We start from the raw sequence: 26991 nt of genomic DNA, 5'->3' as shown, positions 1-26991 counted from the left end.
CATGCCCGGCGCGACGGATTCGGCACGCGGTTTGCGGACACCCGCGTCGCGGGGACGACTTTACCATCCGCCCGCTTCGGCGCCCGCAGCGCCGGGCCGGCGGATCCTGACGGGGGTCCACCATGATCGAGACCAGGAAGAACACGCTGCACAACCACCTGCTGGCGCTGAAGAACGGCGAGAAGGTGTTCGAGAACGCCTTCCAGTCGATCAGCCGCATGATTCTCGACGGCGAGATCGAGAAGGTGGTGGTCAACGGCAAGACGACCTACGACTTCAAGATCTTCCGCCACGGGAAGAAGCACATCGTCGGGATGTATGACGAAATCAACAGTTTCGTCTCATACGTCAAGGACGCGGCCGAAGGCGGGTCGTCGCAGGAGATGGCCTATGTGCTCGTCGGTGAGCCGGGCAACGGCAAGACGTTCTTCGTCGAGTACGTCAGCCGCCTGTACCGCGAGTTCCTGGCCAAAGAGCCGAACAAGCGCTTCAGCTTCCGGTTCACCGGCCTGGACAAAATCGGGTCATACGGCAAGATAACTTCCATCGAGAGCCAGACCTACGAGGATCCGGCCGTGCTCGCGATGAACCTCCTCGAGACCCCCGAGGAGAGCCGCGACTACCTGGCGCGCAAGGTCGGCTTCAGTGACGACCAGCTCGTGCACATGTACGCCAACTACCGGCCCCTGGGCGCCTGCAGCGGCTACGTGTGGAGCGACCTGCGCCGCCTGCACGACGGCAACCTCGTCGAGATGCTCAAGCACATCGAGACGTTCCCCGTGCCGCTGACCGAGAGCCTCGGTACCGTCACCGGCAAGTACCCGGCGAAGGACAAGATCACCAGCAGCGCGGTGGACCTGCTCGGCGAGGAGTCCATCCAGCGCCTGCTGCACATCACCGACACGAACAACCCGTACCGCTTCGACCTGCGGCGCGGCGCCCTGGCGCGCGTGGCGGGCGGCGGCATCCACTTCGCCGACGAGATGTTCAAGAACAAGAAGGACCTGGTGCAGGTGTACCTGGGCGTGATCCAGAACCGCACCATCGAGATGGACGGCTTCAAGTGGCCGATCGACATGCTGATCGTGGCCACCAGCAACAACAGCGAGTTCAACCGCTTCCTGGCCGAGAAGGAAGAGGCGCCGATCATCGACCGCTGCCGCGTGTCCTACATCTCGCACAACACCAACTACCGCCTGCAGGGGCAGTTGACGCAGTACGCCATCGGCGGCGACACCAAGACCACGCTGACCCGCGAGGTGCTGCACCAGGATCCGAACCTGAACTACGCCGCCTCGGTGGCCGCCATCCTGACGCGCCTGCCGCGCAGCGAGAAGCTGACCCCCATCGAGACGATGAAGCTGGCCGCCGGCGAGGTGGCCGGCGAGAAGAGCATCAAGGCCCTGGCCGAGGTCATCGACACGCTGAGCCAGGACACCGACATCACCAACCGCTTCGGCCAGAAGGGCCTGGGCCAGCGCAACCTGGGCCGGGCCATCCAGCTGATGGTGGAGAGCTCGGAGACGAACGAGGGCGAATGCATGTTCGCCTACGACGTCTTCAAGACCATCGAGCGCATCATCCTGGACTACGTGCACGACAACAACGACCGCGCCAAGTACCTCGAGGACCTGAAGACCGCGCGCGGCCTGTACCGCGAACGCATCATGACCGAGATGTTCAACGCGTACATGGATGAGCCGCAGGCCATCCGCAAGGACGTGCTGAACTACGTCAACATGATCATCGGCATCGACGCCGAGCACCTGGGCCCGGACAAGATGTGGAAGTACAAGGATCCGCAGACCGGCGAGCTGCGCGCCCTGAAGGTGGACGAGCGCTTCATCAAGAGCATCGAGGAGCGCCTGACGCTGAAGACCGACGAGCAGCGCGAGACGTTCCGCACCACGATCCGCAAGATCTACGGGCAGAAGATCTCGCTGGACCCGAACTACGACTTCATGGACAACCTCGAACTGGTCAAGGCCGTGACCGATGTGCGGCTCAAGAGCGACATCGCCGGCGCCGGCAGCCTGATCGGCGCGCTGGCCAACCGCACCAACGAGGAGAACCAGAAGCTCTACGACCGCATGATCAACACCATGCTGAACAAGCTGGGGTACTGCCGCACGTGCGCGCAGAAGACCATCGAGTACTTCTGCACGCAGGAAGACGAGAGCTAGACGCCATGAACGAGCGCGCCAGGGCATGGCTGGAACAGTTGCGGGCGGCGGGGCTCTCCCCCGTGCGCGAGGCCCGGCTGCGCCTTGAACTGGAAACGGCGGGCGACCATTCACTGCCCGAGGCGCCGGCCGTTCCCGACTACACGCCAGGCCTGACGCCGCTCGAATCGGTGCCCGACTCGCTGTATGCGTTCAACGACCTGGACCGGTTGCAGGCGCTGGCGCCGCTCGCGATGGCGCCGATCGCCAGGCTGGGCTCGCTGGACGACCTGATGGCCCGCGACAACCAGCGCGAGACCGACGGCTTCCCGCGCAAGATCCGCATCGGCAAGCTGGTCAAGCCGGGCAAGGGCGGGCGCAACAAGGTCGTCGTGGTTCCCACCACGGTCGAGGAGAAGCTCGTCCACGACCCGCGCTTCAAGGAAGAGGGCGACGGCGGCGCCCAGGGCGGCAGCGGCCCCGGCCAGGAAGGCGAGGTCATCGGCGAGCAGCCGGTGCGCCCCCAGGACGGCGACGGCGGCGGGGCCGGGCCCGGGCAGGGCGAAGGCTCGAACCACGAGATGGAAGCGAACGCCTACGACCTCGGGCGCATCCTGACCGAGCAGTTCAAGCTGCCGAACCTGAAGGACAAGGGCAAGCGCCGCTCGCTGACCCGCTACAGCTACGACCTGACTGACCGCCACCGCGGCTTCGGCCAGCTCCTGGACAAGAAGGCCACGCTGAAGCGCATCATCGAGACGAACGTGGCTCTCGGGCGCCTGCAGCCGGGCGAGCAAGCCGACACGACCGGATTCCTGGTCGCCCCGAGCGACAAGGTGTACCGGATCCTGTCGCGCGAGAAGGATTTCGAGTCGCAGGCCGTCATCTTCTTCCTGCGCGACTACTCCGGCTCCATGAGCGGCAAGCCCACCGACGTCGTGGTCAGCCAGCACGTGATGATCTACAGCTGGATCCTGTACCAGTACTCGGGGCAGGTCACCTCGCGGTTCGTGCTGCACGATACCGAGGCCAAGGAAGTCAGCGACTTCTACACGTACTACAACAGCCGCGTGGCCGGCGGCACCAAGGTGGCCTCGGCCTTCAAGCTGGTGAACGAGATCGTGGCGAAGGAGAACCTGGCCCAGGACTACAACATCTACGTCTTCCACGGCACCGACGGCGACGACTGGGACAGCGAGGGCAAGGAGTGCCTGCCCGAACTGGAGAAGATGATGACCTACGCCTCGCGCATAGGCGTCACCGTGACCGAGGGCTCGTTCGGGTCGCCCGGACAGACCGAGGTTGAGAAGTACCTGAAGCACTCCGGCCTGCTCGAGAGCCGGCGCAAGCAACTGCGCCTGGACGTGATGTCGGAGAACGCCGAGGAAACACGCATCATCGAGGGCATCAAGTCCCTGATCAGCGAATAGGTGGACCCGGATGCAGCTGATCGACCAGCACGCCAAAGCGATCATGGAGGGCTGCAAGGAGCGCGCCCGCGATGCCGGCCTGCGCTTCGACGACGAGTCGCTCGAGTACGTCGTGACCAACCGCGACCTGATCGAACTGTCGCCCAAGGTCATGATCCCGACCATGTACGACTACTGGGTGCACGACGTCGAGGTGCTGCAGGGCAAGGGGCGCTACGAACTGTACCCCCACAACCCGTACGAGACCGTGATCAACACGCGTCCGGCGATCAGCTTCTACAACGACAACAATCCCGACTGGCTGAACGTGATGATCTTCTATCACGTGCTCGGCCACATCGACTTCTTCCAGAACAACCTGTACTTCAAGCACACCTGGGACGACGACTTCACCGGCCAGGCCCTGGCCGACAAGCGCGCCATCGCGAAGCTGCGCTCGGAAAAGGGCCGCTGGGTCGACTACGTGATCGAGTTCGCCCGCTCGCTGGACAACCTGGTCGACTACCACGGCGTGCTGGCCGACCGCCTTCGCCCGCCGGTGGCCGACTTCGCGCTGCGCGTGGACTACTACTTCGACGTCTTCCTGCAGGACGAGAAGAAGGTCCGCATCAGCGACTACGTGAAGGAGATCGAGCGGTTCAACGAGGCCCGCAAGCGGCTGGGCGATGCCGGCGAGGACGAGTTCTTCAAGGGCGTCCAGAACCGGCACCCCGAGTTCCGCGCCATGCTGGAGAAGGCGCACCGCCCCCGCGACCGCCGGAGCCGCGATGTGGTGCGGTTCATCCTCGAGCATTCGGAGTTCCTGAATCGCGAGGAAAACAAGTGGATGAAGACGGTCGTCGAGATCGTCCGCAACACTTCGCTCTATTTCCAGCCCCAGATCCGCACCAAGATCATGAACGAGGGCTGGGCCAGCTACTGGCACGAGACGCTGTTCATGCGCGACGACCGCATCGCCGGGCACGAGGTCGATTTCGCGCGCGTCAACTCCGCCGTGACCGCCATGCCGCGCGTGGGCCTGAATCCCTATGCCCTGGGCATGCGGCTGTTCTACTTCATCGAGGAAGCCGCCGACAAGGGCCGCTACAGCCGCGACTTCCTCTCGCTCCTGGACAGCGAGCAGCGCCGGCATTTCGACACCGGCTCCGCCCGCGGGCGCGAGTACATCTTCCGCGTGCGGGAGAACCTGAACGACTTCCTGTTCGTCAACACGTTCATCGAGCAGGACTTCACCAACCGGAACGACCTGTTCGTGGCCGACCGCGTTCTTGACGAGAAGCGCATGGTCTGGCGCTGGTACGTCAAGAGCCGCAGCGCCGTGGACTACAAACAGATGATCCTGGACCAGCTGTACCACCCGCCCCTGGTGACGGTGGACGTGGCCGGCACGGCGGACGGCGACCTCTGCCTGCAGCACACCTTCGAGGGGAAGCCCCTGGTGAAGGACTACGTCCACAACACCATGCTGGGCCTGGAGTACCTGTGGGGCGGCAAGGTCCAGCTGGAGACGACCGAGGTCAAGGCGATCAGGAAGCCCGACTCGAAGCAGCCGACACTGCCGGGCCTGGCGCCCACGGTGGAAACGCCTGGCGAAGCGGAGGTGCAATGGCAGCGCGTTCGCTACACCATGAAGGACCGCAAGCTCAGCCGGGGCCTGCTGTGAGCCGCGATCCCATCAGCCAGGCGATGGCGGCCCTGCACGCCAGCCAGCGCGGCCTGGACCACGCCCAGACGGTCACGTTCGCCCAGTTCCTGGAACTGCTGCGGGCGCACCCCGAGCGGCTGATCCGCAACGTCCACCAGGTCTTCCACGACATGGTGAGCGCCTACGTGGGCCAGGGGTTCGACGAGTACCCCGAGGACCCCGAGTCGATCAACTTCATCGCCTACGATTTCGGGCGCCTGTTCGTGGAGAACACCGACCAGCCGTTCTTCGCCGACCGCATCTTCGCCAACCGGCTGATGAACATGATCGACGCCTTCCGGGGCGGCGCGCAGCAGAACAAGATCTTCATGTTCGACGGCCCCCCGGGCTGCGGCAAGTCGATCTTCCTGAACAACCTCCTGCGCCGCTTCGAGGAGTACACGGCAACCGAGGCCGGCCAGCGTTACGAGGTGGTCTGGCGACTCGACCGCCAGGTGCTGGGCGAGCATTTCGAGGTGGAAGGGCAGCCGGTGCTCGAGCGCCTGGCGGCGCTCCTGGAGCACCCGGGCGAGGGCGGCGGGCTGCGCGACGTGGCGGACGCCCACCGTTTCGGGCCGCGGCAGGCCTTCGTCGAGGTGCCGTGCCCCAGCCACGACAACCCGATCCTGCTGGTGCCGAAAGACCAGCGCCCGGCGTTCTTCGACCTGCTGTTCGAGAACGACGAGTTCAAGTGGAACCTGTCGTACAACAAGGAATACGACTGGGTCTTCCGCGACGTGCCGTGCACCATCTGCAGTTCGCTGTACCAGTCGCTGCTGCACAAGCTCGGCGACCCGGACCGCGTGTTCTCCATGATCCACGCCCGCCCCTACCAGATGGACCGGCGGCTGGGCGAAGGCATCAGCGTGTTCAACCCGGGCGACCGCACGGCGCGCACGCCGGTGATCACGAACCCGCTGCTGCAGCGCCGCATCGCCGCCCTGCTCCAGGACAGCAATGCCGTCCGCTACCTGTTCTCGCGTTATGCCCGCACCAACAACGGCATCTACGCGCTGATGGACCTCAAGGGCCACAACAAGGACCGCCTGTTCGAGCTGCACAACATCATCAGCGACGGCGTGCACAAGGTCGACGAGATCGAGGAGCGCGTGAACTCGCTGTTCCTGGGCGTGATGAACCCCGAGGACAACAAGAACGTGCACGGCTTCCAGTCGCTGACCGACCGCATCGAGTTCATCAACATCTCGTACGTGCTGGACTCGGCGACCGAGGTGGAGATCTACAAGAACATCTTCGGCAACCACATCGAGGACAGCTTCCTGCCGCGGGTGCTGGAGAATTTCGCGCGCGTCATCATCTCGAGCCGGCTGAACGAGAAGTCGCCGGCCATGCTGGAGTGGATCGGCGACGCGAAGAAGTACCGGCTGTACTGCGACGAGAACCTGCACCTGCTCAAGATGACGATCTACACGGGCCTCATCCCCTCCTGGCTGGACGAGGACGACCGGCGCAACTTCACCGCGAAGCGGCGGCGCAAGATCATCGCCGAGGCCGAGACCGAGGGCCATCGCGGCTTCAGCGGCCGTGACGCCATCGACATCTTCCACGACCTCTACGCGACACACGCGCGCGACGACCAGCTGATCACCATGGACACGCTGGCGGCGTACTTCGTGAAGGCGCGCCCCGACCTGGCCAAGCAGCTGCCCGGCGGCTTCCTGGATTCGCTGCGCCGCATGTACAACTACCAGATCCTGCAGGAAGTGAAGGAGTCGCTCTACTACTACAACGAGGACCAGATCGCCCGCGACATCATGAACTACATGTTCGCCCTGAACTACGAGACGGGCACCACGGCGGTGTGCGGCTTCACGGGCGAGCGGCTGGAGATCACGGGCACGTTCCTGGCCGGCATCGAGGACCGGTTGCTGGGCGTGAACGTGCGCGAAGGCCGGCGCCACGAATTCCGTGACGCCACCCAGCGCGAGTACACCTCGCGCACGCTGACGCAGGAGATCATGGTCGAGGGGCGCGACATCACCGGCACGCAGCTCTTCGCCGACCTGCACAAGCGCTATGTGTTCCACCTCAAGGAGAAGGTGCTCGAGCCGTTCCTGAAGAACGCCAACTTCCGGCGCGCCCTGAAGGACTACGGCACCGAGGACTTCCGCACCTACGACAAGCGCATCCGCGCCGACGTGACCTTCCTGATCACGAACCTGAGCGACCGCTTCGGCTATACGGAGATGGGAGCGCGGGAAATGTGCATCTACGTCGTCGACAACGACATCGCCGCGGAGTTCGCCGAGTAGCCGCCGCCCGGCCTCAGTAGACCGCCGTCAGCGGGCCGCCCCAGCGCGGGCGGCACTGCCCCGGGTCATCCACCACGCCGTCGCAGTCGTCATCGCGGCCGTTGCCGCAGATCTCGATCGCGCCCGGGTACACCGCCGGGTCGGCGTCGTCGCAGTCCGTGGCCAGGCGCGCGCAGAACGGACCGCCGGGCGCGCCGAAGAGGTCGCCGTCCTGGTCCGGGCAGGGGCCCGCCGGCTCGTCGACCAGGCCGTTGCAGTTGTCGTCCACCCCGTTGGCCACTTCGGCCGCACCGGGGAACACGTTCTCGGCCCCCACCCAGCGACAGCCGATCGGGGCGATGGGCTGCTCTTCCAGCGTGCCGTCCGCGTGGAATCTCAACATGCGGAAGTTGATGGTGCGCAGCGTCTCCATCACGTAGCCGAGCATCATCCAGTCGCCCATGTCCATCATTTCGGGGGCCACCTGCAGGCCGCTGCCCGAGCCGGCGATGACCGTCGGCACGGACCAGTCACCCGTTTCGAAATCGGTGGCCGTCGCATGGCCGATGCCGCCGTCGTCACCCAGCGTCCAGACCAGGTGCAGCTTGCCGCCGCGGATGAACAGGTTGGGCGATTCGGCCTTCTGGCCCTCGGTGAACGCGAGCGGGCCCAGGTCCTCCCAGTGGACCAGGTCGGTGGAACGTGCCAGCGCGACCACCTGCGTCCAGTGGAAGGGTCCCGGCGCTGCCGTGTAGGCCATGTACCAGAACCCGGAATCAGGATCCTTGATCACGTAGGGATCGCGGCACTGGCGCGCCCAGTAGTTCGGGTCGTCCCACGCGGACCAGGCCCAATCGGCATCCATGAGGCAGCCGGGGCCGCTGATGCCGCCGCAACCGTCGCCGGCGGCCACGCGCGTCCAGTTCACGAGGTCGCTGCTGGTGGCGGCGCCGATGCGTTCCTCGTGCCAGCCGCTGGCCGGATTGCGGATCACGCCCGCGTAGAACATCCAGTACAGCCCGTCGGCCGGGTTGAGCACGATCGAGGGCGCCCAGACGTGGTCGCGATCCCAGTCGGAGGCCGGGTTCACCGCCAGCGCGTCCCCCAGATACTGCCAGGTGACGCCGTCGGCCGAAACCTCGTGCCCGAAGCTCTTGCCGTGCGTGGCCGGGTAGAAGGTCCACAGCGGTCCCTTGATGTAGTACACGTGAAGCAGTCCGTCGGGGTACTGCGGAACGGGTTCGCGCCACAACGCGAAGTCGCCGGCAATCTCATTGTTGGCAGGATCGCAGATGAGGTCCGGCACCTGGGCGCACCAGCCGCCTTCAGGGTCGGCGAAATGCAGGGTCTCATTGCAGTCGCGCAGGGTGCAGCCGGTGCTCTGCGACCACGCGTCGCGGTCGAGGTCCGGGCACCACGTGGCCCCGCCGGCAACAGCCCCCGGGGGCGCGGGCGCGGGCGATGTGGCGGCCTTCGCCGCCGCCTCCGGCGCCGGTTCGGCCGGCTGCAGCGGGGACCAGCGCTGGCAGCCGGCCAGCAACAGCAGGCCGGCGGCGCAGGCGGGGCGCAACCAGGTGGACAGCATCGGCACCTTCGAATTCCGGGACCGGGACGCGCTCCCGGGACGGGTTCGGCGCCGGCAGGCCCGCATTGATGATAGCACAGGAACGGGGTCGGGCGGTCAGGCTCCGGCGTCGCGGTACCCGTCGGGATTGCCGGATTGCCAGCGCCAGTGGTCGGCGCACATCCGGTCGATGTCGCGGACCGCGCGCCAGCCCAGCAGTTCGGCCGCCCGCGCCGGGTCGGCGTAGCAGGCGGCCACATCGCCCGGGCGCCGCGCGACAACACGGTAGCTGACGGGACGGCCCGAAGCCTTTTCGGCCGCCGCCACCATCTCCAGCACCGAATAGCCGCGACCGGTCCCGAGGTTGATCGGCACGCAACCCTTCAGCGCCGCGGTGCCGCTGCCGGGAACCAGGCGATCGAGCGCCGCCAATTTTCCGGGTGCGGCCAATTTTCCGAGCGCGGCCAAGTGGCCGAGCGCCAGGTCCACGACATGGATGTAGTCACGCACACCGGTGCCGTCGCTGGTCGGGTAGTCGTCGCCGTACACGCTCAGCTCGGGCAGGCGGCCGATGGCGACCTGCATCACATACGGCATCAGGTTGTTGGGCAGCCCGCGCGGGTCCTCGCCCAGCTGGCCGCTCTCGTGCGCACCGATCGGGTTGAAGTACCGCAGCAGCACGCAGGTCCAGCGCAGATCGGCCGCACACAGGTCGCGCAGGATCTCCTCGATGAACAGCTTCGTGCGCCCGTAGGGATTGGTGGCCGAGAGCGGGAACTCCTCGGTGATCGGCACGCTTGCCGGGTCGCCGTACACCGTCGCCGACGAACTGAAAACGAGATTTCGGCAGCCGTGCGCGTCCATCGCCTTCAGCAGTTCGAGCGTGCCGGTAATGTTGTTGTCGTAGTAGCGCAACGGGATGCGGCTGCTCTCGCCGACGGCCTTGAGGCCGGCGAAGTGCACCACGGCATCGAAGGTGTCGGCGGCAAAGACGTCGGCCAGGGCGCCGCCATCGCAGATGTCGACCTTGTGGAAGGCCAGTTCCCGACCGGCCAGGGCCTGCACGCGACGCAGGCTCTCCTCGCTGGAATTGTCGAGGTTGTCGACGACGGTGACCCGGTGGCCGGCCTTCAGCAGTTCCAGGCACGTGTGGCTGCCGATATAGCCGGCGCCGCCGGTGACCAGAATGGAAAGGCTCATGGAAGGGCTCATCGGTGGGTTCCCCCGGGCGGGACGGCGCCGGCTGGCGGCGACGCCCCGGAGATTGTGCACGGCAACGACCTGATGGGTGTCAAGTGATGTACCAGGACCGTGACGGGAATGAAAAGCTCAAACCCAGCCATGCACAATATCCGGGGCGCCGGACGCGCACGCGCGCCGTCTGGAGGACAGGCTGAAACCGGGGCTGAAGACCCCTCGCCGACCGGAAGACATACCCGACCCCCCGTCAGGTATACAGTCCAGTCTAGCGGCTCATGCCATCTCTCGCAAGCGCGCGCCGGACCCCCGGGGGATTCCGGCACGCTTGAAGTTCGATCAGATGATCTCACTTTTGCGCGCATGTTACCACTGCTTTTTTCAAAAATCGCCGAGGACCCACTCCAGACCCTCCGGTTCGCCCAATCCGTTGGCGGCCAGGACCTTGCCGGAGCCGGCGGCGACCTGTCTGCGGCATATGTCACCGAATGCCGCATTAATTGCCTATCGGCATTTATTGTTGACACTTTATGCGCTATGGGCTAGAATCATCCTATTGACCTAGGCTCACTGACCTGGGGCCGTGATGTCCGTGCCGGAGGCGATCCATGCGTACCTTGAAAATGATGTGTCTGTTCACTGCGGTGTGCGTGACTACCATCGGCTTTGCCCTGCCGGCCCTGGCGCAGGAGAAGAAGCTCGACAATGTCAACATCAAGCCCGGCCCGGCCGGCTTCCAGATGCTGCCCGGCACCTTCGACGCCTCAAGCCCGACCTACGACCGCATCTACGGCACCGAGATGGATGCGGCCTGTGGCGCCCCCATGCTGGATTCGGCGAACAACGGCATGGCGTTCGACATCTTCTGCATCGAGGTGACGGACGGCGGCCCGGTCGAGATCATCGTCGACCCGGCGCTGACGACCATTTCCGACACCGTCCTGACCCTGTACTGCGATCCGTTCGACCCGATGGCCCCCGCGCTGAACGTTGTCGCCTATGATGACGACGACGGCATGGGTACGCTCAGCGCCCTCACCGCCTCGGACGACATCCACCTGGTGCCGGGTCGCGAATACTGGGTCGTGGTCAGCACCTACGGCGCCGGGATGTACGGCTCGTTCACGGTGCAACTGAGCGACAATGCAGCCCCCTGCGGCGGCGTGGCCATCGACGGCGCCACCTGGGGCGACCTGAAGGGGATGTACCGGTAGGCGGACCTGGGACCGATCTGGACGCGGGACCGGCCTGGACCAGGAATCATTCGCCGCGCGCCCAGCGGACCACGAGGTCCCTCTGCGCCGCGGACAGGCGAGCTTCGGGATGCCCCCAGCGGTAGCTGGCCAGGGGCATCCCGTCTTTTTCGAGCTCACGCACGACTTCGCGCAGCAGTTCGTCCTGCGCCGTGAAGTCGACCACCGGCCAGTCCGAGAAGTTGAGTTCCTCGCGGCCTTCCTCCACATGCCGGGCGATGGACCACGAGAACGGCGCCACCCGGCTGTACCACGGCCAGCGCGTCTCGTGCGAATGGCAGTCGTAGCAGGCCGCGCGGAGAACGGCAGCCACCTCTGCCGGAGCGTCGACGTCGTTGCGAACCGGCGGGTTGGCCCGCTCCACGGGCACCAGCTGCGCTCCCGCCAAGGCAACGCCAAGCCCGACGGCAATCCCCGTCACGATGCGACGACCCCGCTTCTCCATCACCCGACCTCCTACTTCGTCAGCTTCTGCTTCAGCCGCTGCGCATGGCGGTGATTCGGGTCCAGCTTGAGCGCCTCTTCGACGGCTGTCAACGCGCCAGCCTTGTCCTGCTTCATCTCGAGGATCTGCGCCACGGCGACGTGGCCGTCCGCGAACTTCGGGTTCATCTCCAGGTTCAGGCGGGCCATGGCCAGCGCCGCGTCGAGCGTGGCCGTTTCGGCGGCCAGCGTCTCGGTCACCGACTGCAGGGTACCCGGGCTGAAATCGAACGACCCGCTCCCGTAGTAGCGCTCGCGTAGTTCACGGTACTTCTGCACGCCGCCCTCGGCGCCCTTCTCCCGGGTGGCCCGCAGCACCACGCGCTCGAGGGTGGTGGGGCTGGGCAGGCCGCGATGGCAGGTGAAGCAGTTGACCGCGGCATCGTCCTCGCCGGCCGCCTTCGGCAGCGGCCCGCCGTTGAGGTCGCGCACCATCGTGTACATGCGCCGGGCGACTTCCTTGTGGCCCACCTTGTCGCTGGCGAAGTCGATGCTCTGGAAATCGCCGGGCACCTTCTGCTCATGGCAGAAGTCGCAGCGCACCCCGAGGGCCTGGGTCCACTGCTTCATGGTGTCGACCAGTTCGCGCTTGCTGATGTCCTTCGGGAACACGGTCAGGTTCTTCAGTTCGTCATCGGCCGCCGAAGCGGCACCGCTGCCGGCCAACAGGGCGGCAGACAGGGCTCCGGCCGCGATCAGGCGTCCCAAAGTGCGATGGGACGGGGCGCAGCGAAGCTGGATGCGGTCAGACATGGATTCTCCATCCGGTTCAGGTGAACAGGCTTCCGTGAACGGGCTGCTGCAGGTGGCAGGCGCCGGGAAGCGCCGCCCCGGTTCCGGGACCGCGGAACGGAAACCGTACATGATAGGCCGAATCCGGAATCCGGCCATGCCCGGTCCTCCGCACGGTGGACAGGCCGGGCCGGACCTGCGAAGCTGGGGTCTCCACCAACCGGCCGGGAGATCATCCTGAAGTCACCGCACGACAGCCCCGCGATCCGCGTGCTGATGATGCCGCGCGACACCAACCACCACGGCACCATCTTCGGTGGCGTCATCCTCTCGCACATCGACCAGGCCGGCGCCGTGGCCGCGCTGCGCCTCGGATGCATCCGGGTCGTGACCGTCGCCATGGACCGGGTGATCTTCAAGCAGCCGGTGCACGTGGGCGACCTCGTCTCCTTCCATGCCGAGCCCATCCGGCGGGGCCGCACTTCGGTGACGGTTCGCGTCATGGTCGAGGCCGAGCGGCGTGGCAACGCCGGCGTGATCCCCGTGACCGAGGCCGAAGTCACCTACGTCCATATCGATGCCGATGGACGCCCCATCGCCCTGCCCCCCGACGCCTGACGTCCCGTCGACCCCACGCTCAGCTTTCCCGGCGGGTCAGGTACCCCGAGTATCCCTGAAATTGAGTCGGATTTTCTGTTTAAGCCATGATTTGACTTCACGTTAAGAATTCAGACCGCTTTCATATGTCAATTAATTAACATTTCCTTTGACTTCCCGAAACCCCATATCCAAGATGAAGGGTGTGATCGCCCCGGGCGCCCAGGCCAGTCCGCGCACGGGAATCTCTCCAGGAGGAATGGCATGGTCACCAGACGGGATTTCCTGAAACTGACCGGCGCCGCAGCCGGCACGGCGGCCCCGAAGGCGCGGCGGCCGGACAACGAGCACTTCACCGTCATCAACCGCTATCCCGCGCCGGCGTGGCGTGAACAGCCGTTGGACGTGAAGGTGCAGTGCATGCACTGCGAGAAGCCGGCCTGCGTATCGGCCTGCATCGTCGGTGCCCTCGAGAAGAACCCGCTGGGACCGGTGACCTACGACGCCTGGAAGTGCATCGGCTGCCGGTACTGCATGGTAGCCTGCCCGTACCAGATCCCCGCCTACGAGTACGAAAACGCCCTGACGCCGCGCGTGATGAAGTGCACGATGTGCCCCGAGCGCACGCTGGTCGGCAAGCTGCCTGCCTGTGCGGAGATCTGTCCGCGCGAGGCCATCCTCTTCGGCAAGCGTGAGCAGCTGCTGGAGCTGGCGCGCGAGCGCATTGCCCAGCACCCCGAGCGTTACCATCCCGAGGTGTATGGCGAACACGAAGTGGGCGGCACCTCGTGGCTGTTGATCGCCGACCGCCCGCTCACCGAGTGCGGCATTCCCGAGCTCTCCGACCCGAGCCCGGCCGTTCTCACCGAGACCATCCAGCACGGCATCTTCCGCGGCTTCAGCGGCCCGTTGATGATCTTCGGCCTGCTGAGCGTGCTGATGAAGTCGTCGACCGACCGGCGCAACGGCGCCGGATCCGACCAGGACCAAGAACGACCGACCAGGACGGGGAGGACCAGCATGCCTAGCCACCAGCAGGTTGACGGCGTGCAGCGCTGCGTGCCGAAGGGGCGCCATGGCCAGGCCGGGCCGCGAAGCGTCCGGCAGTCCACCACGAACGTCCCGCACCCCTGTTCGGGCGCGCGGCGGTCCCGTTCTTTACCCCGGGCGTGATCGGCATCACGGCGCTCGCCGCGGCCGGACTCGCCGTGCTGGCCGCCAGGCTCGTCTTCGGCCTGGGCGCGGTGACGAACCTGAACGACCAGTATCCCTGGGGCATCTGGATCGGCGTCGACGTCGCCACCGGTGTCGCCCTGGCCGCGGGTGGCTTCACGACCGCGTTCATTGCCCACGTCCTGCACCACGAACGCTACCACGTCCTGGTGCGCCCCGGCACTGCTGACGGCCATGCTCGGGTACACCTTCGTGGCCCTTGGCGTCTGCGTGGATCTCGGACGCTACTACAACATCTGGCACGTGCTGATGCCCTCCATGTGGCAGGGGAATTCGGCATTGTTCGAAGTCGGTATGTGCGTTTGCTGTTATCTGACGGTGCTGTACTGCGAGTTCATGCCGATCGTCTGCGAGCGTTTTCGCGGCCATGTGAACCTGCCGGGCCTGCTGCGCGTGTTCAACGGGGCCCTTGAAGTCCTCCTGCGCGTGATCGACAACACGCTGGGCAGGGTGATGAACTTCTTCATCATCATGGGCGTCGTGCTTTCCTGCGCGCACCAGTCGTCGCTGGGCACGTTGATGGCGATCGCCCCGAGCAAGCTGCACCCGCTGTGGCATACGGCCATCCTGCCGCTGCAGTTCCTGCTGTCGGCCTTCGCCGTGGGCCTGTCGATGGTGGTCTTCGAATCGATGCTCGCCTCGCGAGCGCTCAAACGGAAGCCCGAGATGTCGGTGCTCAGTCCCCTTGCGCGCCTGATCCCGTTCCTGCTGACCATCTACTTCGGCGCGAAGGTCGTGGACATGGCCAATCGCGGGTCCTGGGTCTACCTCCAGGAGTTCTCGCTGCGGACCGTGAGCTGGGGCGTGGAAAACATCGTCGGCATCTTCATCCCGATGGCCATCCTGCTCAGCCACCGGCTGCGTCGGCACGGCCCGCCTGGCTGTTCAGCGCCGCCGCCATGGTCGTGTTCGGCGTGGCCCTGAACCGGATCAACGTCTTCGTCATCGGCTACACACCGCCCTTCAGTGAAGGACCGTACATCCCGGCCTGGACAGAAGTGCTGCTGACGGCGGGCTTCATCGCGCTGCTCGTCCTGATCTACCGGCTGTTCATCTTCCTGTTCCCCATCCTGCCGGACGAGGAAGGAGCCCCGCATGCGTAACCTCAAGACGGCATTCGTCGCCCTGCTCTGCCTGGTTTCCCTGGGCAGCATCGCCGCCGTGGCCGGCCCCGCCCAGATGATGGACCCGGGCCACGCCAAGCCCGGTGCGGCCAAGAAGCCGGGCAACACCACGACATCCGGCCGATTGCGCGGCGTGCCACGGCTGCCCGACGCCGACGCACGAGAATCCCTGCCTGCAGTCGTGCAAGCGGCACGGCGCCCAGTTCCGCGGCACCCATGCCACGGACGAGGGGCCGGAGATCGTCATCATCGACCAGCTGGCCAATCTCTACGGGCCGGTCGTGTTCGCGCACCAGTTGCACGCCGACATGTCGGCGATGACCGGCGGCTGCACGAACTGCCATCACTATTCGCCGGCCACGGGCGCCGTGCCGCCGTGCCGCCAGTGCCATGAGCCCACGCGCGCGACGGTCGACCTGCGGCAGCCCGCGCTCAAGGGCGCCTACCACCGGCAGTGCATCAACTGCCACCTGGACTGGAGCCACGAGAACGCCTGCGGCTTCTGCCATGTGCAGGCGCCGGACAAGAACGCCGCCGGCGCCAAGCAGGCCCCCGCGGCGCATGACCCCACCGACATCGTGGGCACGCGACACCCGATGATCAAGGCGACGCCGACCTACACGTACCAGACCACCGAGCCCACGGGCCCGGTCGTGACGTTCCACCACGGGGATCACGTGGAGAAGTTCGGCCTGCAGTGCGTGGACTGCCACCGCGGTGACAGCTGCGCCAGCTGCCACTCGAAGGACGGCACGAAGGTGAAGAAGAAGCTCGACCACGTGACCACCTGCGGTGCCTGTCACGCCGAGCGCAACTGCTCCTTCTGCCACTCCAAGGGTTCGAAGCCCGAGTTCGACCACAAGATCTCGACGGGCTGGAGCCTGGATCCGTACCACAAGCGCGTGGCCTGCAACACGTGCCACGGCGAACCGCAGGACTTCCGCACGCCTGAGCGGCGCTGCACCTCATGCCACATCCACTGGGAAGTGGGCTCGTTCAACCATGCCGTCACCGGCCTCAAGCTGAACGAGGAGCACCGCGAACTGGAGTGCGCGAGCTGCCACCTGAACCTCGACTTCGCGGTGACGCCGTCGTGCACCGACTGCCATGACGAGGCCATGCTGCCCGCCAAGCTGCCCGGCACGAAGGTGCCGAGGCGGTGACCTGAGCGGGCGGCGACGCCGTCTCGGGTGGGGTGGTGAGGATGGGAAGGGCCCGGTCTGACGACCGGGCCCTTGTTTCTTCGCGGTGATCCGGGCGGGCGAGGCTATTTGTCGCCGTACTTGACGCTGCAGCCGTAGGGCTTGGTCGCCGGCTCGGGTACCGCGCGCCCGTCCATGAGCGCCCGCAGCGCCGAAACGATGTAGTTGCGCTCGCCGGGCTTCGTCGGCGACGGATCGTTGTCGATGGCCCCCGAGTAGGCGACCTTGCCGTCCTTGCCGATCACGAACATGTGCGGTGTGGTCTTGGCCCCGTAGGCGCGGCCCACGGTGCCGCTCTCATCCAGCAGGATCGGGAACGGCATCTCGTAGTCGGCGTGGGCCTTCTGGTTGCGCTCGAGGCCGGCGCCCTGCTTGCCCGGTGCACCCGAGTTGATGGCCAGCCAGACCATGCCCTTGTGCTGGAGCACCATGAAGGTCTCGTTCATGGTGCGATTCAGCTGGTGGTGCTTGACGATGAACGGGCAGTCGGGGTTGAACCACTCCAGCACCACGATCTTGCCGTCGGCCAGGTACTGCGCCAGGGTGTGTTCGACTCCGTTGGTGTCCTTCAGCGAGAAGGACGGGGCCACATCGCCGGGAACGACGCCGGCGGCGGCAGGCGTCAGCGCGGGAGCCTCCTTGGCCGCCGGCGGCGCGGCGGCGAACGCCAGGCCGGCAGCCAGGGACAGGACAATCAGGGCGACGGTCAGGACTCGCATGGGTCTCATGATCAGCCTCCGTTGGGGAGTGCGCCGGCATCACTGCCGGCGCGGTTGTCTACCGGCACATCGATGGTATAGGCGCGGGCCGGGCCGCCCGCGGATTCCACGAGAAGCACACCCCGCACTGACGCCGCGCGGCCCTGGTCACCGCCGGCGGCTGTCGCCACGCGCAGCGCCAGGCTCTCACCCACACCGTCATGAAGCAGGTCCACCAGTTCGGCGCAGTCCGTGTCCGGCATGAAGGTCAGCCGACCGGAAGCCGGCGACACGCGATCGAATCGCAGCGTGGAACCATCCCACTTCAGGTCCACCAGGCCGTCGGGCAGGGGCTGCGGCAGCTTCTCGCGGGCCGCCGCCAGCGCCGGCGACGCCGGCGTTGCCGGCGCGGCCGGATCCACGGCAAGGTTCACGACCAGTGAATCGAGACCCGGCACGCAGCTCTCGCGGCACGCCAGCCACTCCCAGCGGGCGCGCAGCTGGATGTTGTTCCCGATCGCCGCATCGGCGGGAATCGCCACGTCCTGCAGCAGCACCAGTTCGCCCTCGTAGATGTGATCGAGGATTTCGCCGGCCGACACGTGGCGGGCCGGGGCCGGCCACAGCAGCGGGCCGGCGGTCCAGCCCGGCGGCAGGGTCAACTGAACGCGGGGTGCGAACCCTGAATCGTTGCGCCCGTTCCCGTAAAGATGCCAGCCCTCGGCGCTCCGCAGGCGCCACACCAGCGTTACCGTGCCGCCGGGGCCGGCCGTCGCCGGTTCGGCGGCGCCGGCCAACGTCACCAGGGGGCCGGTCGCCGCTGCGGGCTGCGCCTCCGCGACAGGCTCCGGGACGGGCTTGCGGTCGCAGGCGGCCACGAAACCGCACAGCAGAAGGCAGAACCACAGGGCGCCGGCCGTTGCGGCGCGCTCCGCCGCCGTGGTCCGGCGCCGCGGGTCGGGCCCGGGACCGGGGATGTTGGGCGCAGGTAAAAGCATGGGGGCCACGATACCCGTGGCCCCCGGACCCCGCAACCCGTCCGGGTTGCACCGCCTGCGATGTGGCCCCTAGGACCGGGGCGCGCCCACCACCTCGATCTCGCCCAGTTCCAGGCCACGCAAGCCGTCCTGGATGGCCGACCAGTCCCCGACGATGACCCAGACCACACGCTCGGGATCCAGGTGCCGCGCCACGACGGCGGCCAGGTCCGCTTCACCGAGCGCCTGGATGCGGCCGACGTAGGACTGCCAGTCGTCGACCGGAAGCCCGGCCACCAGCAGGTCGGCCAACTGGCGGGCCGTGCCGCCGAAGGTCTCGAAGCGCTGCGGGAAGCCCTGCACGAGGCGCCCCTTGCTGTCGGCGAGCTCGTCGCCGGCCACCGGACGGTCGCCGCGCGCCTGGCGCATCTCGCCCAGCAGTTCGCTGATCGAGGCCGCCGTGGCGTTCGTCTGCACCGGCGCGCTCATCAGGAACACGCCCGCCTGGCGATACGCCGCCAGCTGCGAGCGCACGCCGTAGGTGTAGCCCTTGTCCTCGCGCAGGTTCAGGTTGATGCGCGAAGCGAACTGCCCGCCGAACGCCGAATTCAGCACTTCGAAGCCGGGGAAATCGGCATCGCCGCGGGGCATGCCGACGTACCCGCCCATGATCTGGCTCTGCTGGGCGCCGGGACGGTCGATCACGACCAGCCGCGGGCCCTGGTAACCGGTCTCCGGCAGCGGCACGCGCTTCGGCGTGGAGGCGTTCCGCCAGTTGCCGAGCACGCGGGAGACGGCGACCGTCGCCTCGGCCAGCGTCAGGTCGCCCACCACGACGACCGCGGCGTTGGCCGGCACAAACCACGAGCCGTGGAACGTCACCAGGTCCTGGCGCGTGAGCGCGTCCAGCGACTGGCGCGTGCCGACACCCGAGGCCGGCTGCGCGTAGGGATGCGCCGCGCCGAAGCAGCGCCGCTGGAACTCGTTCATCGCCTGCGCCTGCGGCTGCACCGCTTCCTGCTTCTGGCGGCCGCGGTAGTTGCCGCGCAGGCGCTCGAATTCCTTTTCGGGGAACGTGGGCCGCAGGGCGACGTCGGCCAGCAGCGCCAGGCCCTCATCGAGCTTCCCGCGCAGCATGTTCAGCGAGACCTGGGTGCCGTCGAAGTTGCTCTCCGTGCGCAGCTCCGCGCCCATCGCCTCGACGGCCTCGGACAGGGCCAGCGCGTCATGTCCGACCACGCCTTCGTCCAGCATGTCTGCCGTCAGCGCGGCGGTGCCCTGGCGGTCCAGGGGGTCGTCGGCCCAGCCGGCGTTGACCACCAGGCGCGCCTCGACCAGCGGCAACTCGTGCTTCTCCACCAGGTACAACTTCAGTCCGTTGGGCAGCGTCGCCGCCTGCACTGCGGGCGGCGTGAAGGCTGCGGGCCGGCCGCCGGCGGGCAGCTGCGAACGGTCGACGTCCAGCTTGGCGGCGGCCAGCTTGCCCTGCGGCACGATCCAGAGCACGCCGCGGCGGTCGAGGTCGATGAATCGCCGCATCCAGGCATTGACCGAGGCTGCGTTCGCAACGTCGTAGCGCGCCAGATCCGCCTTGAGGTAGCCGGGATCGCCCACCAGGACGTTGTAGCGGTTCAACCGGTCTGCCTTGCCGCCGAAACCGCCGATCTGCTGCAGTTCGCGCACCGCATCGGCCTGGAAACGGGTGCGGGACAGGCCGACTTCGCGGTCGGTGACGCCCTTGGCCAGAAGCGCCTTCAGTTCGGCGTCGATGGCAGCCTCGAGTTCAGCCAGGTCGTGGCCGGGCGCCGCCGTGGCGGTGATGCCGAAGGTGCCGCTCATCTCGCGCGACGACTGCGTGGCGAAGATGTCCTGCGCGATCTGCTTCTCGTAGACAAGCGTCTTGTACAGCCGCGACGTCTTGCCGGTGGCGACGATGTCGGCCAGCAGGTCGAACTCGGCATCGCCCTCCTGGTACCAGCCCGGCGAATGCCACTGCATGTACAGGCGCGGCAGTTCGACGGCGTCCTCGGCCAGGGCGCGACGCTCGCCGTCCAGCTGCGGGATCCAGGACTCCAGGCGGTCGACCGGGCTGCCCGGCGGAATGGTGCCGAAGTACTTCGCGATCCACTCCTTCACCTGTGCGGGATCGAAGTCGCCGGCCACGCACAGCGATGCGTTGTTCGGCGCGTAGTAGAGGCGGAAGAACTCGGAGACATCCTCCTTCGAGGCCGCCGACAGGTCCTCCATGCTGCCGATCACCGGCCAGCTGTAGGGGTGGCCCTCGGGATACATCAGGCCGAGCAGCAGGTCGCGGCTCTTGGCGTAGGGCCGGTTCTCACCCTGGCGCTTCTCGTTCTTCACGACATCGCGCTGGTTGTCCAGCTTCTCCTGGGTCATGGCCGGCAGCAGCCAGCCCATGCGATCGGCCTCGAGGAACAGCGCCATCTCGAGCTGGTCCGAGGGCACATTCTCCCAGTAGTTCGTGCGGTCGTTGTTGGTCGACCCGTTGACCTGCCCGCCCACCTTCTGCAGCGGCAGGAAGTAGTCCTTGTCGTGGTTCTCCGAGCCCTGGAACATCATGTGCTCGAACAGGTGCGCGAACCCGGTCCGTCCCGGCTTCTCGTTCTTGGAGCCGACGTGGTACCACACGTTCACGGCCGCCGTCGGCAGGCTGTGGTCCTCGTGCAGGATGACCTGCAAGCCGTTGTCCAGGGTGTACTTCTCGAACTTCAACTCGGGCAGGTCGGCGACCCCGGCGGCCGGGGCGGCCAGGGTGACGGTCGGCGCGACGGCGAGCACGGCCATCAACCCGAACAGGGACACGATTCGGCGGAGATTCACGGCAGGATCCCTTCGCGGCTGCGGGAGGATTGCTGGGTGGCCGCGGCGGGTCGGGGACCCGCGCGCGGATGGGGCCCGAAAGGGAGGTACGGACGGGACCCGGCGCCGGTTTCAGCTTAAGGGCCGGAAAGCCCGGATGCAACGCCCTGGTTGTGCCGCCGAGATTGTGTCCGGCCGCGTCAGGCAATGGCGCGGCCGGCTCTCTTTCCGGAGTCTAGAATGCGTACTTCAGCTCATGCGCCCTTTGCCGCTCCAGCACCCGTGTCCACACCCGCCGCCCGTAGTACTCCAGCCAACGCCCCGGCAAGGTGATTCGACTCGCAAACAACCGTCCTGCCAGCAACTCCGCAATCTCCAGCCGGTTCGCCCGCATCCCCCGCACCTGGGCCGGCGTCGGACTCCCGCGGACCTTCTCCCGGCGACCCTTCAGGTAGTTGCGCCACACCAGGAACACCGCCAGCCGCTCGGCGCTCGCCTGCCGTCGCTTCGACCAGGCGATAGTCTCGCGCCGGTGGTTCGCGCTGCTGTGCCGCAGCAGCATGTCCGCCAGGTTGGATCAGGCCGTCCGTACTGCTGCTCGAGGCGCTCGCGCTTGCGCTTCTGGGCATCGGTCATGGAGCCTGATCGGCGCACCTCGCTATCGGTGAAGTAGACGATGAAATCTGACTCGGGTTCGACAGCCGGATGGTGGTGGAAGGGCCAGAACTGCGAATGTTCGAATGTCACGAAGCCGTCGATGGCGACGGTGGACGCCGGTTTGGCGTCCTGCATCTGCTGCGTGTGGTACAGCAGACAATGGCGGCCGAGCCGCGCCAGCTGGCGGTCGATGGTGGAGGGTGCGACCCGCAGTTCACGGGCGATCTGGCGATTGGCCATGCATCCGACGGTCTTCATGACGAGCTGCCCAAGGACGTCGGGTCGCTTGAGCCAATAGGAAGTCGCGAACGTCTGGGAGCTGAAGGAGCGGCGGCAGCACAGGCAGAGGAACCTGGGGATACGCTTTCTCTGGCAGTGACTCCAGTGGTAGCCAATGCGCTTGAAACGCCATCCTTGGCGCAACTCTCTGTGGAATGGGCAGTTGGAATTGGGACAGTGGGGTGGATCGAAAGTGTTGGTGTTGGTGTTCATGTCCGGCCCGGGGCATCAACTGGGCCGGACACAATTTCGGCGGCACAACTAATACGGTGCGCGGGGCCTATGGCGATGGTACAGTCACCACATGGTGTGCTACACGCTGCTGCGAACGGCTTTAGACCCCCTGCTGGCGGTGGCGGGTCCGGCCGGGCTGGCCCGGCTGGAGTTCCTGCCCCGAGCCTGGGAGTACCACACGCTTGCGCATGCCGCGGCGCGGCACCAGTACGGCCCCGACGTGGCGGTGAGGGAAGATGACAGTGCGTTCGGCCGGCTGCGGGACGAACTGGCCGAGTACTTCGTGGGCGAGCGCCGCGAGTTCACCATCGAACTGGATCCCTGCGGCACCGACTTCGACCGGCGGGTCTGGCAGCAACTGCAGAAGATCCCCTACGGCAAGCTGCGGACCTACGGCGAAGTGGCTCGCGCGTTGCGCAAGCCGACCGCCACGCGCGCAGTCGGCCAGGCGGCCGGCCGCAACCCGCTGCCCATCCTGATTCCCTGCCACCGCGTGGTCGGGCGCGGCGGGTCGCTGGTGGGCTTTGCCGGCGGCATCGACACCAAGGCGCGCCTGCTGCGGCTTGAAGGCCACACACTGGGCGACTCAACCCGGGGTGACACAACCCGCATCGAGGAGCCCCGGCTGTTTTGACACCCTTCGACTGGCTCATCATCGTCGGCATGTACGCGGTCATTATGGGCTCGATGCTGCTCACGCGTCGGCACATGCGCGGTGTTGCCGACTACCTGGCCGCCGGGCGCAGCGCCGGTCGCTACCTGCTGACGGTCTCGGCCGGCATTGCCGCCGTGGGCGGCATCACCATCGTCGCCAACCTCGAGATGGGCTACGAGGCGGGCTTCGCCATGGGCTGGTGGGGCCTGAGCATGTCGCTGTTCATGACCGTGGTGACGGTGACGGGCTGGGTCAACTACCGCTTCCGGCGCACGCGCGCGCTGACACTTTCGGAGTTCTTCGAGCGCCGCTACAGCCGCCGCTTCCGCATCTTCGCCGGCAGCGTGGCCTTCGGCGCCGGCCTCATCAACTTCGGCATCTTCCCGGCCGTCGAGGCGCGGTTCTTCATCCACTACCTGGGCCTGCCCGAGGTGTGGCACCTGGGCCCGCTGGCACTGCCGCTGTACCCCACGATCATGTTCATCACGCTGGGTTCGGCCGTGTGGTTCGTGCTCTCGGGCGGGCACGTCTCGGTGCTGGTCACCGACTTCATCCAGGGCGTGTTCGCGTACGTCGTGTTCCTGGTGCTGGCGGCATGGCTGCTGCAGAAGGTGGGCTGGGACGATGTCTCGACGGTGATGAGGCAGGCGCCGCCGGGGCTGTCGAAGGTCAACCCGTTCGATACGGGCTACGTGGCCGACTTCAACGTCACCTACTTCCTGATCGGCGTCATCGGCCTGTTCTACGGGGCCATGTCGTGGCAGGGCACGCAGGCCTACAACACCTCGGCCCGTTCCGCCCACGAGGGCAAGATGGGCAACGTGCTGGGACTGTGGCGCGGCATCGGGCAGGGCATGTTCATGACCTTCGTGCCGATCCTGATCTATACGGTGCTGCATCACCCCGACTGGAGCGGCCTGGCCGGGGGCGTGCAGGCGAAGCTCGACGGCATCCCCAATGACGCGCTGCGTTCGCAGATGCGCGGCCCCCTGACGCTGTCGGCCCTGCTGCCCACCGGCCTGCTGGGCGCCTTCGCGGCGCTGATGCTCTGTGCCTCGATCAGCACGCTGGCCACCTACATGCACTCGTGGAGCAGCATCTTCGTGCAGGACGTGCTGATTCCGCTGCGCCGGGCGCCGCTGGCGCCGACCGTCCACATGCGCACGCTGCGCCTGGCCGTGGTCGGCGTGGGACTGTTCGCCTTCGTCTTCAGCCTGTTCTACAAGCAGAGCCAGGCTATCCTCCTGTTCTTCGCGCTGACCGGGGCGATCTTCGCCGGCTGGTCGGGCGCGGTCATCATCGGCGGGCTCTACACGCGCTGGGGCACCACGGCGGGCGCCTGGGCGGCCGGCATCGCCGGCGTGACACTGACCATGACCGGCTTCGTGCTGGAGCAGGCCAAGCGCGCCTGGCACGAGACCGGCACGCCGTTCTGGGGCCTGTTGGATTTCACGGGCCGTGCGCAGGCCGAGTCCTGGGCCGCCTGGATCGACGCGAACCTGCCCAACGGCCAGCAGGTCTGGGGCTGGTCGATGTGGGTCTGCGCCGTGGTCTATGTGGCGGTTTCGCTGGGCCAGCAGCTGGTGAAGCGCCGCGTGTTCGACCTCGACCGGCTGCTGCACCGCGGCAAGTGGGCGGTGGCGGGCGAGTTCGAGGGCACGGGGCAGGCGGTTTCGCGGGGCTGGCGCGCCATCGGCATCACCGACGAGTTCGGCCGGCGCGACAAGTTCCTCTACGTCATGACCTGGAGCTGGAACCTGGCCTGGATGGCGGTCTTCGCCATCGGCACCATCTTCTTCCTTTCCCGCCGCCTGACGGACGGCGGCTGGTCCGGCTACGACACACAATGGCTCCGCTTCTGGCACACGCGCTTCTGGATCGAGATCGTCGTCTCGTCGCTGGTGATGATCTGGTTCACCATCGGCGGCGTGCGCGACGTTCGCCGCATGCTGCGTGACCTGCGCGACCGCAAGCGCGACGACTCGGATGACGGGTACGTGCACGAGGACCGCGGCACCGACGGCTGAAAGATCTCCCGGATTGATGGGGCGGCCGATCATTGTGATGCCCCGAACACACCTCGCGAACGCTCCCCGCTGTGGCACCGGCGGCTTTCACCCCCGACCAGGCCGTGATTCTCCACCGAAAGTCGCCCCCGCAACCGCCTTTGGCCACCGGTCCACTCTTCCAGGTCCCTGACGCGGCTTCCGGCCCGGTGCTTGCGCTCTTCCCTGACAGGAAGCAGACGCTCGCCGACCGCACCAGGCCCAGCCGCGGGCGGTTGTCGTTGGCGCTGCGTCCAGGACTGGGGTTCCGCCATGCGCCGGGCTCGGGGAAAGCGTGCGGACAGCACTGCCGGCATCTGCATTCCGGTATTCCCTTTGCCTGTGCGCATTTCGCGGCAGGCGCGCCGGCACCGTCGCGCCGCCCGGCTTCGCGGCCCTGACTGTCGCCGGTGCGAACGCCGGGCCCTACATCGCCATCATCAACTGGACCTGGACGGCTACGCGGAGCCGATGTTTCCCAACGGCACGCCGGGCGCCTGTGGTGGTGGGCAAGCGCGGGCACCGACCGGCTCCGGGTCCGTCACTTCATCGGGCCCGCTGCGGTTCCGATGACCCTGACGATGCTCCGCAACCCCTTCAACAGGCGTCCGCCTCACGATCGAAGGGGTCGCTCGGCGGCAGCGCATCACTTCGCATCTACGACAGGCGGGCCAGCTTCGTGCGCCGGCTCGCGACGGAGACGGCGGCACGCTGCCGTTGACACTGGTTTGGGACGGGCGTGACCAGGGCGGTGCAAGACTGAAGGCGGGCACCTATTACGTCGTGCTCGGCGTCGGCGACCAATGGCTGGCGCAGACCATCGCGATGACACCGTGACACGGGACAGGAGACAACCATGAAGAAGCCGAACCTGCTGATCGCATTCGCGACGCTGCTCGCGATACTCGCCGTCGGCGGGTGCGCAGGCACCTACGATCCGGGGCAACCCGCCGGCTACGCCCCGGCTGCCTACGGAACCGACGAGAGCGACTTCTACAGTGCCCTTGCGCCCTACGGGGACTGGATCCGTTCGAATCGCTACGGCCTGGTGGAGCCCGTACGACAAGCTGGTCGACTGGCGCCCCTACACCGACGGCGAATGGGTCTGGACCGACTACGGCTGGGCCTGGGCTGCGAACGAGGACTGGGGCTGGGCCACCTATCAATACGGCCGCTGGTACGACGATCCGTACGACGGATGGTGCTGGGTGCCGGCCGGGAGTGGGCTCCCGCCTGGGTCGCCTGGCGCGAAGGCGGCGGCTGGGTCGGTTGGGCGCCGCTGCCTCCGGAACTCGCCTGGGGCAACGGGGGCTGGCAGGGCAACAACGACTGGGATCGCCTGCCCGGCGTGGAACACTACTGGTGGAGCTTCTGCCGGGACCGCGACCTGCCCGGGCCCGGGATCATCAGGCGGTTGGCGCCGCGTCACCGGGCGGTGGTCCTGATCGGCGAGACGCGCAACGTCACCGACTACACCATGTGTCAACTCGCGCTTCGGCAATCGCAGCCTTGATGTCGCGGCCATTCGCCGGGCTTCCGGCAAGAAGATCGAGACGCGCCGCATCGCGGACCTTGCGACACCCCGACCGACCCTAAGGGCCAGCTTTCCCGCGGCACCTACAACGCCTACCGGCCGCAATTGAAGGGTCCGGTGGCGGGCAGTGAGCCGGCAACGTCCGCCAGTCGCACCCCGAGCCGACGCAGGCCGAGGAA

General features: G+C 66.9%; 20 protein-coding genes and 1 pseudogene. 12 read left to right on the top strand and 9 right to left on the bottom strand.

Going from position 1 to position 26991, the window contains the following annotated elements; translation table 11 throughout:
• Window positions 1–122 precede the first annotated feature (122 nt).
• Genes IPG61_09850 through IPG61_09835 form a run of 4 tightly spaced genes read left to right on the top strand, consistent with a single transcriptional unit; the run spans window position 123 to window position 7549 of the window.
• Window positions 123–2183 (top strand): serine protein kinase PrkA, encoded by a 2061-nt coding sequence (locus IPG61_09850; GenBank protein ID MBK6734375.1) that lies wholly within the window; start codon window positions 123–125, stop codon window positions 2181–2183.
• Window positions 2184–2188: 5 nt separating this feature from the next.
• A complete protein-coding gene (locus tag IPG61_09845) occupies window positions 2189–3592 on the top strand; it encodes a DUF444 family protein (GenBank protein MBK6734374.1) in 1404 nt (467 codons plus the stop codon).
• A gap of 10 nt (window positions 3593–3602) precedes the next feature.
• Window positions 3603–5255, top strand: a complete 1653-nt coding sequence (locus IPG61_09840) for a SpoVR family protein (protein ID MBK6734373.1) — start codon at window positions 3603–3605, stop codon at window positions 5253–5255.
• A gap of 23 nt (window positions 5256–5278) precedes the next feature.
• On the top strand, window positions 5279–7549 hold the full coding sequence (locus IPG61_09835) for a serine protein kinase PrkA (protein ID MBK6734372.1): 2271 nt from the start codon (window positions 5279–5281) through the stop codon (window positions 7547–7549).
• Window positions 7550–7562: 13 nt separating this feature from the next.
• Here IPG61_09835 and IPG61_09830 read toward each other — a convergent pair whose 3' ends face one another.
• Together IPG61_09830 and galE are read right to left on the bottom strand one after the other, a co-directional pair.
• Window positions 7563–9113, bottom strand: coding sequence for a hypothetical protein (locus IPG61_09830; protein ID MBK6734371.1), 1551 nt, complete (start codon window positions 9111–9113; stop codon window positions 7563–7565).
• 96 nt (window positions 9114–9209) lie between these two features.
• Window positions 9210–10292, bottom strand: coding sequence for a UDP-glucose 4-epimerase GalE (galE, locus tag IPG61_09825; GenBank protein MBK6734370.1), 1083 nt, complete (start codon window positions 10290–10292; stop codon window positions 9210–9212).
• 605 nt (window positions 10293–10897) lie between these two features.
• Here galE and IPG61_09820 point away from each other — a divergent pair.
• A complete protein-coding gene (locus IPG61_09820) occupies window positions 10898–11503 on the top strand; it encodes a hypothetical protein (protein ID MBK6734369.1) in 606 nt (201 codons plus the stop codon).
• Between the two features lie 46 nt (window positions 11504–11549).
• Here IPG61_09820 and IPG61_09815 read toward each other — a convergent pair whose 3' ends face one another.
• Complete coding sequence (locus IPG61_09815) at window positions 11550–11987, bottom strand: heme-binding domain-containing protein (GenBank protein ID MBK6734368.1); 438 nt, start codon at window positions 11985–11987, stop codon at window positions 11550–11552.
• Between the two features lie 11 nt (window positions 11988–11998).
• The gene (locus IPG61_09810; protein ID MBK6734367.1) at window positions 11999–12778 is read right to left on the bottom strand and encodes a c-type cytochrome; all 780 of its coding nucleotides are present in this window, start codon (window positions 12776–12778) and stop codon (window positions 11999–12001) included.
• A 255-nt stretch (window positions 12779–13033) separates the two neighbouring features.
• Here IPG61_09810 and IPG61_09805 point away from each other — a divergent pair, with 255 nt between their 5' ends.
• From IPG61_09805 to IPG61_09790, 4 genes and pseudogenes are all read left to right on the top strand, one after another.
• On the top strand, window positions 13034–13375 hold the full coding sequence (locus IPG61_09805; GenBank protein MBK6734366.1) for an acyl-CoA thioesterase: 342 nt from the start codon (window positions 13034–13036) through the stop codon (window positions 13373–13375).
• A gap of 243 nt (window positions 13376–13618) precedes the next feature.
• Window positions 13619–14527 carry a 4Fe-4S dicluster domain-containing protein gene (locus tag IPG61_09800; GenBank protein ID MBK6734365.1) on the top strand — a complete coding sequence of 303 codons (909 nt, stop codon included), beginning with the start codon at window positions 13619–13621 and terminating at the stop codon, window positions 14525–14527.
• A pseudogene (hybB, locus tag IPG61_09795) lies at window positions 14485–15690 on the top strand (Ni/Fe-hydrogenase cytochrome b subunit). The gene IPG61_09800 and the pseudogene hybB overlap by 43 nt, the downstream one beginning before the upstream one ends.
• A gap of 104 nt (window positions 15691–15794) precedes the next feature.
• Window positions 15795–16874: a hypothetical protein gene (locus IPG61_09790; GenBank protein ID MBK6734364.1), complete on the top strand. Its 1080-nt coding sequence runs from the start codon at window positions 15795–15797 to the stop codon at window positions 16872–16874.
• Window positions 16875–16978: 104 nt separating this feature from the next.
• Here the strand turns inward: IPG61_09790 and IPG61_09785 are convergent, their stop codons facing one another.
• The 5 genes from IPG61_09785 to IPG61_09765 form a co-directional block, all read right to left on the bottom strand.
• Window positions 16979–17632, bottom strand: a complete 654-nt coding sequence (locus tag IPG61_09785; GenBank protein ID MBK6734363.1) for a thioredoxin family protein — start codon at window positions 17630–17632, stop codon at window positions 16979–16981.
• 11 nt (window positions 17633–17643) lie between these two features.
• A complete protein-coding gene (locus IPG61_09780) occupies window positions 17644–18609 on the bottom strand; it encodes a hypothetical protein (protein ID MBK6734362.1) in 966 nt (321 codons plus the stop codon).
• A gap of 69 nt (window positions 18610–18678) precedes the next feature.
• Complete coding sequence (locus IPG61_09775; GenBank protein ID MBK6734361.1) at window positions 18679–21429, bottom strand: insulinase family protein; 2751 nt, start codon at window positions 21427–21429, stop codon at window positions 18679–18681.
• A gap of 214 nt (window positions 21430–21643) precedes the next feature.
• Window positions 21644–21883 carry a hypothetical protein gene (locus IPG61_09770; GenBank protein MBK6734360.1) on the bottom strand — a complete coding sequence of 80 codons (240 nt, stop codon included), beginning with the start codon at window positions 21881–21883 and terminating at the stop codon, window positions 21644–21646.
• Window positions 21856–22323 carry a helix-turn-helix domain-containing protein gene (locus tag IPG61_09765; GenBank protein MBK6734359.1) on the bottom strand — a complete coding sequence of 156 codons (468 nt, stop codon included), beginning with the start codon at window positions 22321–22323 and terminating at the stop codon, window positions 21856–21858. Before IPG61_09765 ends, IPG61_09770 begins: the two co-directional genes overlap by 28 nt.
• Before the next feature lie 325 nt (window positions 22324–22648).
• Between IPG61_09765 and IPG61_09760 the strand changes: the two genes are divergently transcribed.
• The 3 genes from IPG61_09760 to IPG61_09750 all read left to right on the top strand — a co-directional run bounded on the left by IPG61_09760 (window position 22649) and on the right by IPG61_09750 (window position 26791).
• Entirely contained in the window at window positions 22649–23212 is a 564-nt protein-coding gene (locus tag IPG61_09760) for a methylated-DNA--[protein]-cysteine S-methyltransferase (protein ID MBK6734358.1), read from the top strand.
• Window positions 23209–25260, top strand: a complete 2052-nt coding sequence (locus IPG61_09755) for a sodium:solute symporter (protein MBK6734357.1) — start codon at window positions 23209–23211, stop codon at window positions 25258–25260. Before IPG61_09760 ends, IPG61_09755 begins: the two co-directional genes overlap by 4 nt.
• A gap of 874 nt (window positions 25261–26134) precedes the next feature.
• Window positions 26135–26791 (top strand): hypothetical protein, encoded by a 657-nt coding sequence (locus IPG61_09750; protein MBK6734356.1) that lies wholly within the window; start codon window positions 26135–26137, stop codon window positions 26789–26791.
• The last annotated feature ends 200 nt before the right edge of the window (window positions 26792–26991 follow it).

This window comes from bacterium (assembly GCA_016703265.1).
Classification (GTDB): Bacteria; Krumholzibacteriota; Krumholzibacteriia; order LZORAL124-64-63; family LZORAL124-64-63; genus CAINDZ01.
Note: the sequence above shows the minus strand (reverse complement) of the source record. Positions and strands in the feature narration are given on the sequence as shown.

Excerpts from the sequence above, each read along its gene's own strand:
- IPG61_09800 (MBK6734365.1), top strand. The coding sequence starts at position 13,619 with ATGGTCACCAGACGGGATTTCCTGAAACTGACCGGCGCCGCAGCCGGC.
- galE (MBK6734370.1), bottom strand. The coding sequence starts at position 10,292 with ATGAGCCTTTCCATTCTGGTCACCGGCGGCGCCGGCTATATCGGCAGC.
- IPG61_09760 (MBK6734358.1), top strand. The coding sequence starts at position 22,649 with ATGGTGTGCTACACGCTGCTGCGAACGGCTTTAGACCCCCTGCTGGCG.
- IPG61_09815 (MBK6734368.1), bottom strand. The coding sequence starts at position 11,987 with ATGGAGAAGCGGGGTCGTCGCATCGTGACGGGGATTGCCGTCGGGCTT.
- IPG61_09780 (MBK6734362.1), bottom strand. The coding sequence starts at position 18,609 with ATGCTTTTACCTGCGCCCAACATCCCCGGTCCCGGGCCCGACCCGCGG.
- IPG61_09830 (MBK6734371.1), bottom strand. The coding sequence starts at position 9,113 with ATGCTGTCCACCTGGTTGCGCCCCGCCTGCGCCGCCGGCCTGCTGTTG.
- IPG61_09750 (MBK6734356.1), top strand. The coding sequence starts at position 26,135 with ATGAAGAAGCCGAACCTGCTGATCGCATTCGCGACGCTGCTCGCGATA.
- IPG61_09785 (MBK6734363.1), bottom strand. The coding sequence starts at position 17,632 with ATGCGAGTCCTGACCGTCGCCCTGATTGTCCTGTCCCTGGCTGCCGGC.
- IPG61_09810 (MBK6734367.1), bottom strand. The coding sequence starts at position 12,778 with ATGTCTGACCGCATCCAGCTTCGCTGCGCCCCGTCCCATCGCACTTTG.
- IPG61_09765 (MBK6734359.1), bottom strand. The coding sequence starts at position 22,323 with ATGAAGACCGTCGGATGCATGGCCAATCGCCAGATCGCCCGTGAACTG.
- IPG61_09805 (MBK6734366.1), top strand. The coding sequence starts at position 13,034 with ATGATGCCGCGCGACACCAACCACCACGGCACCATCTTCGGTGGCGTC.
- IPG61_09840 (MBK6734373.1), top strand. The coding sequence starts at position 3,603 with ATGCAGCTGATCGACCAGCACGCCAAAGCGATCATGGAGGGCTGCAAG.
- IPG61_09820 (MBK6734369.1), top strand. The coding sequence starts at position 10,898 with ATGCGTACCTTGAAAATGATGTGTCTGTTCACTGCGGTGTGCGTGACT.
- IPG61_09850 (MBK6734375.1), top strand. The coding sequence starts at position 123 with ATGATCGAGACCAGGAAGAACACGCTGCACAACCACCTGCTGGCGCTG.
- IPG61_09845 (MBK6734374.1), top strand. The coding sequence starts at position 2,189 with ATGAACGAGCGCGCCAGGGCATGGCTGGAACAGTTGCGGGCGGCGGGG.
- IPG61_09835 (MBK6734372.1), top strand. The coding sequence starts at position 5,279 with ATGGCGGCCCTGCACGCCAGCCAGCGCGGCCTGGACCACGCCCAGACG.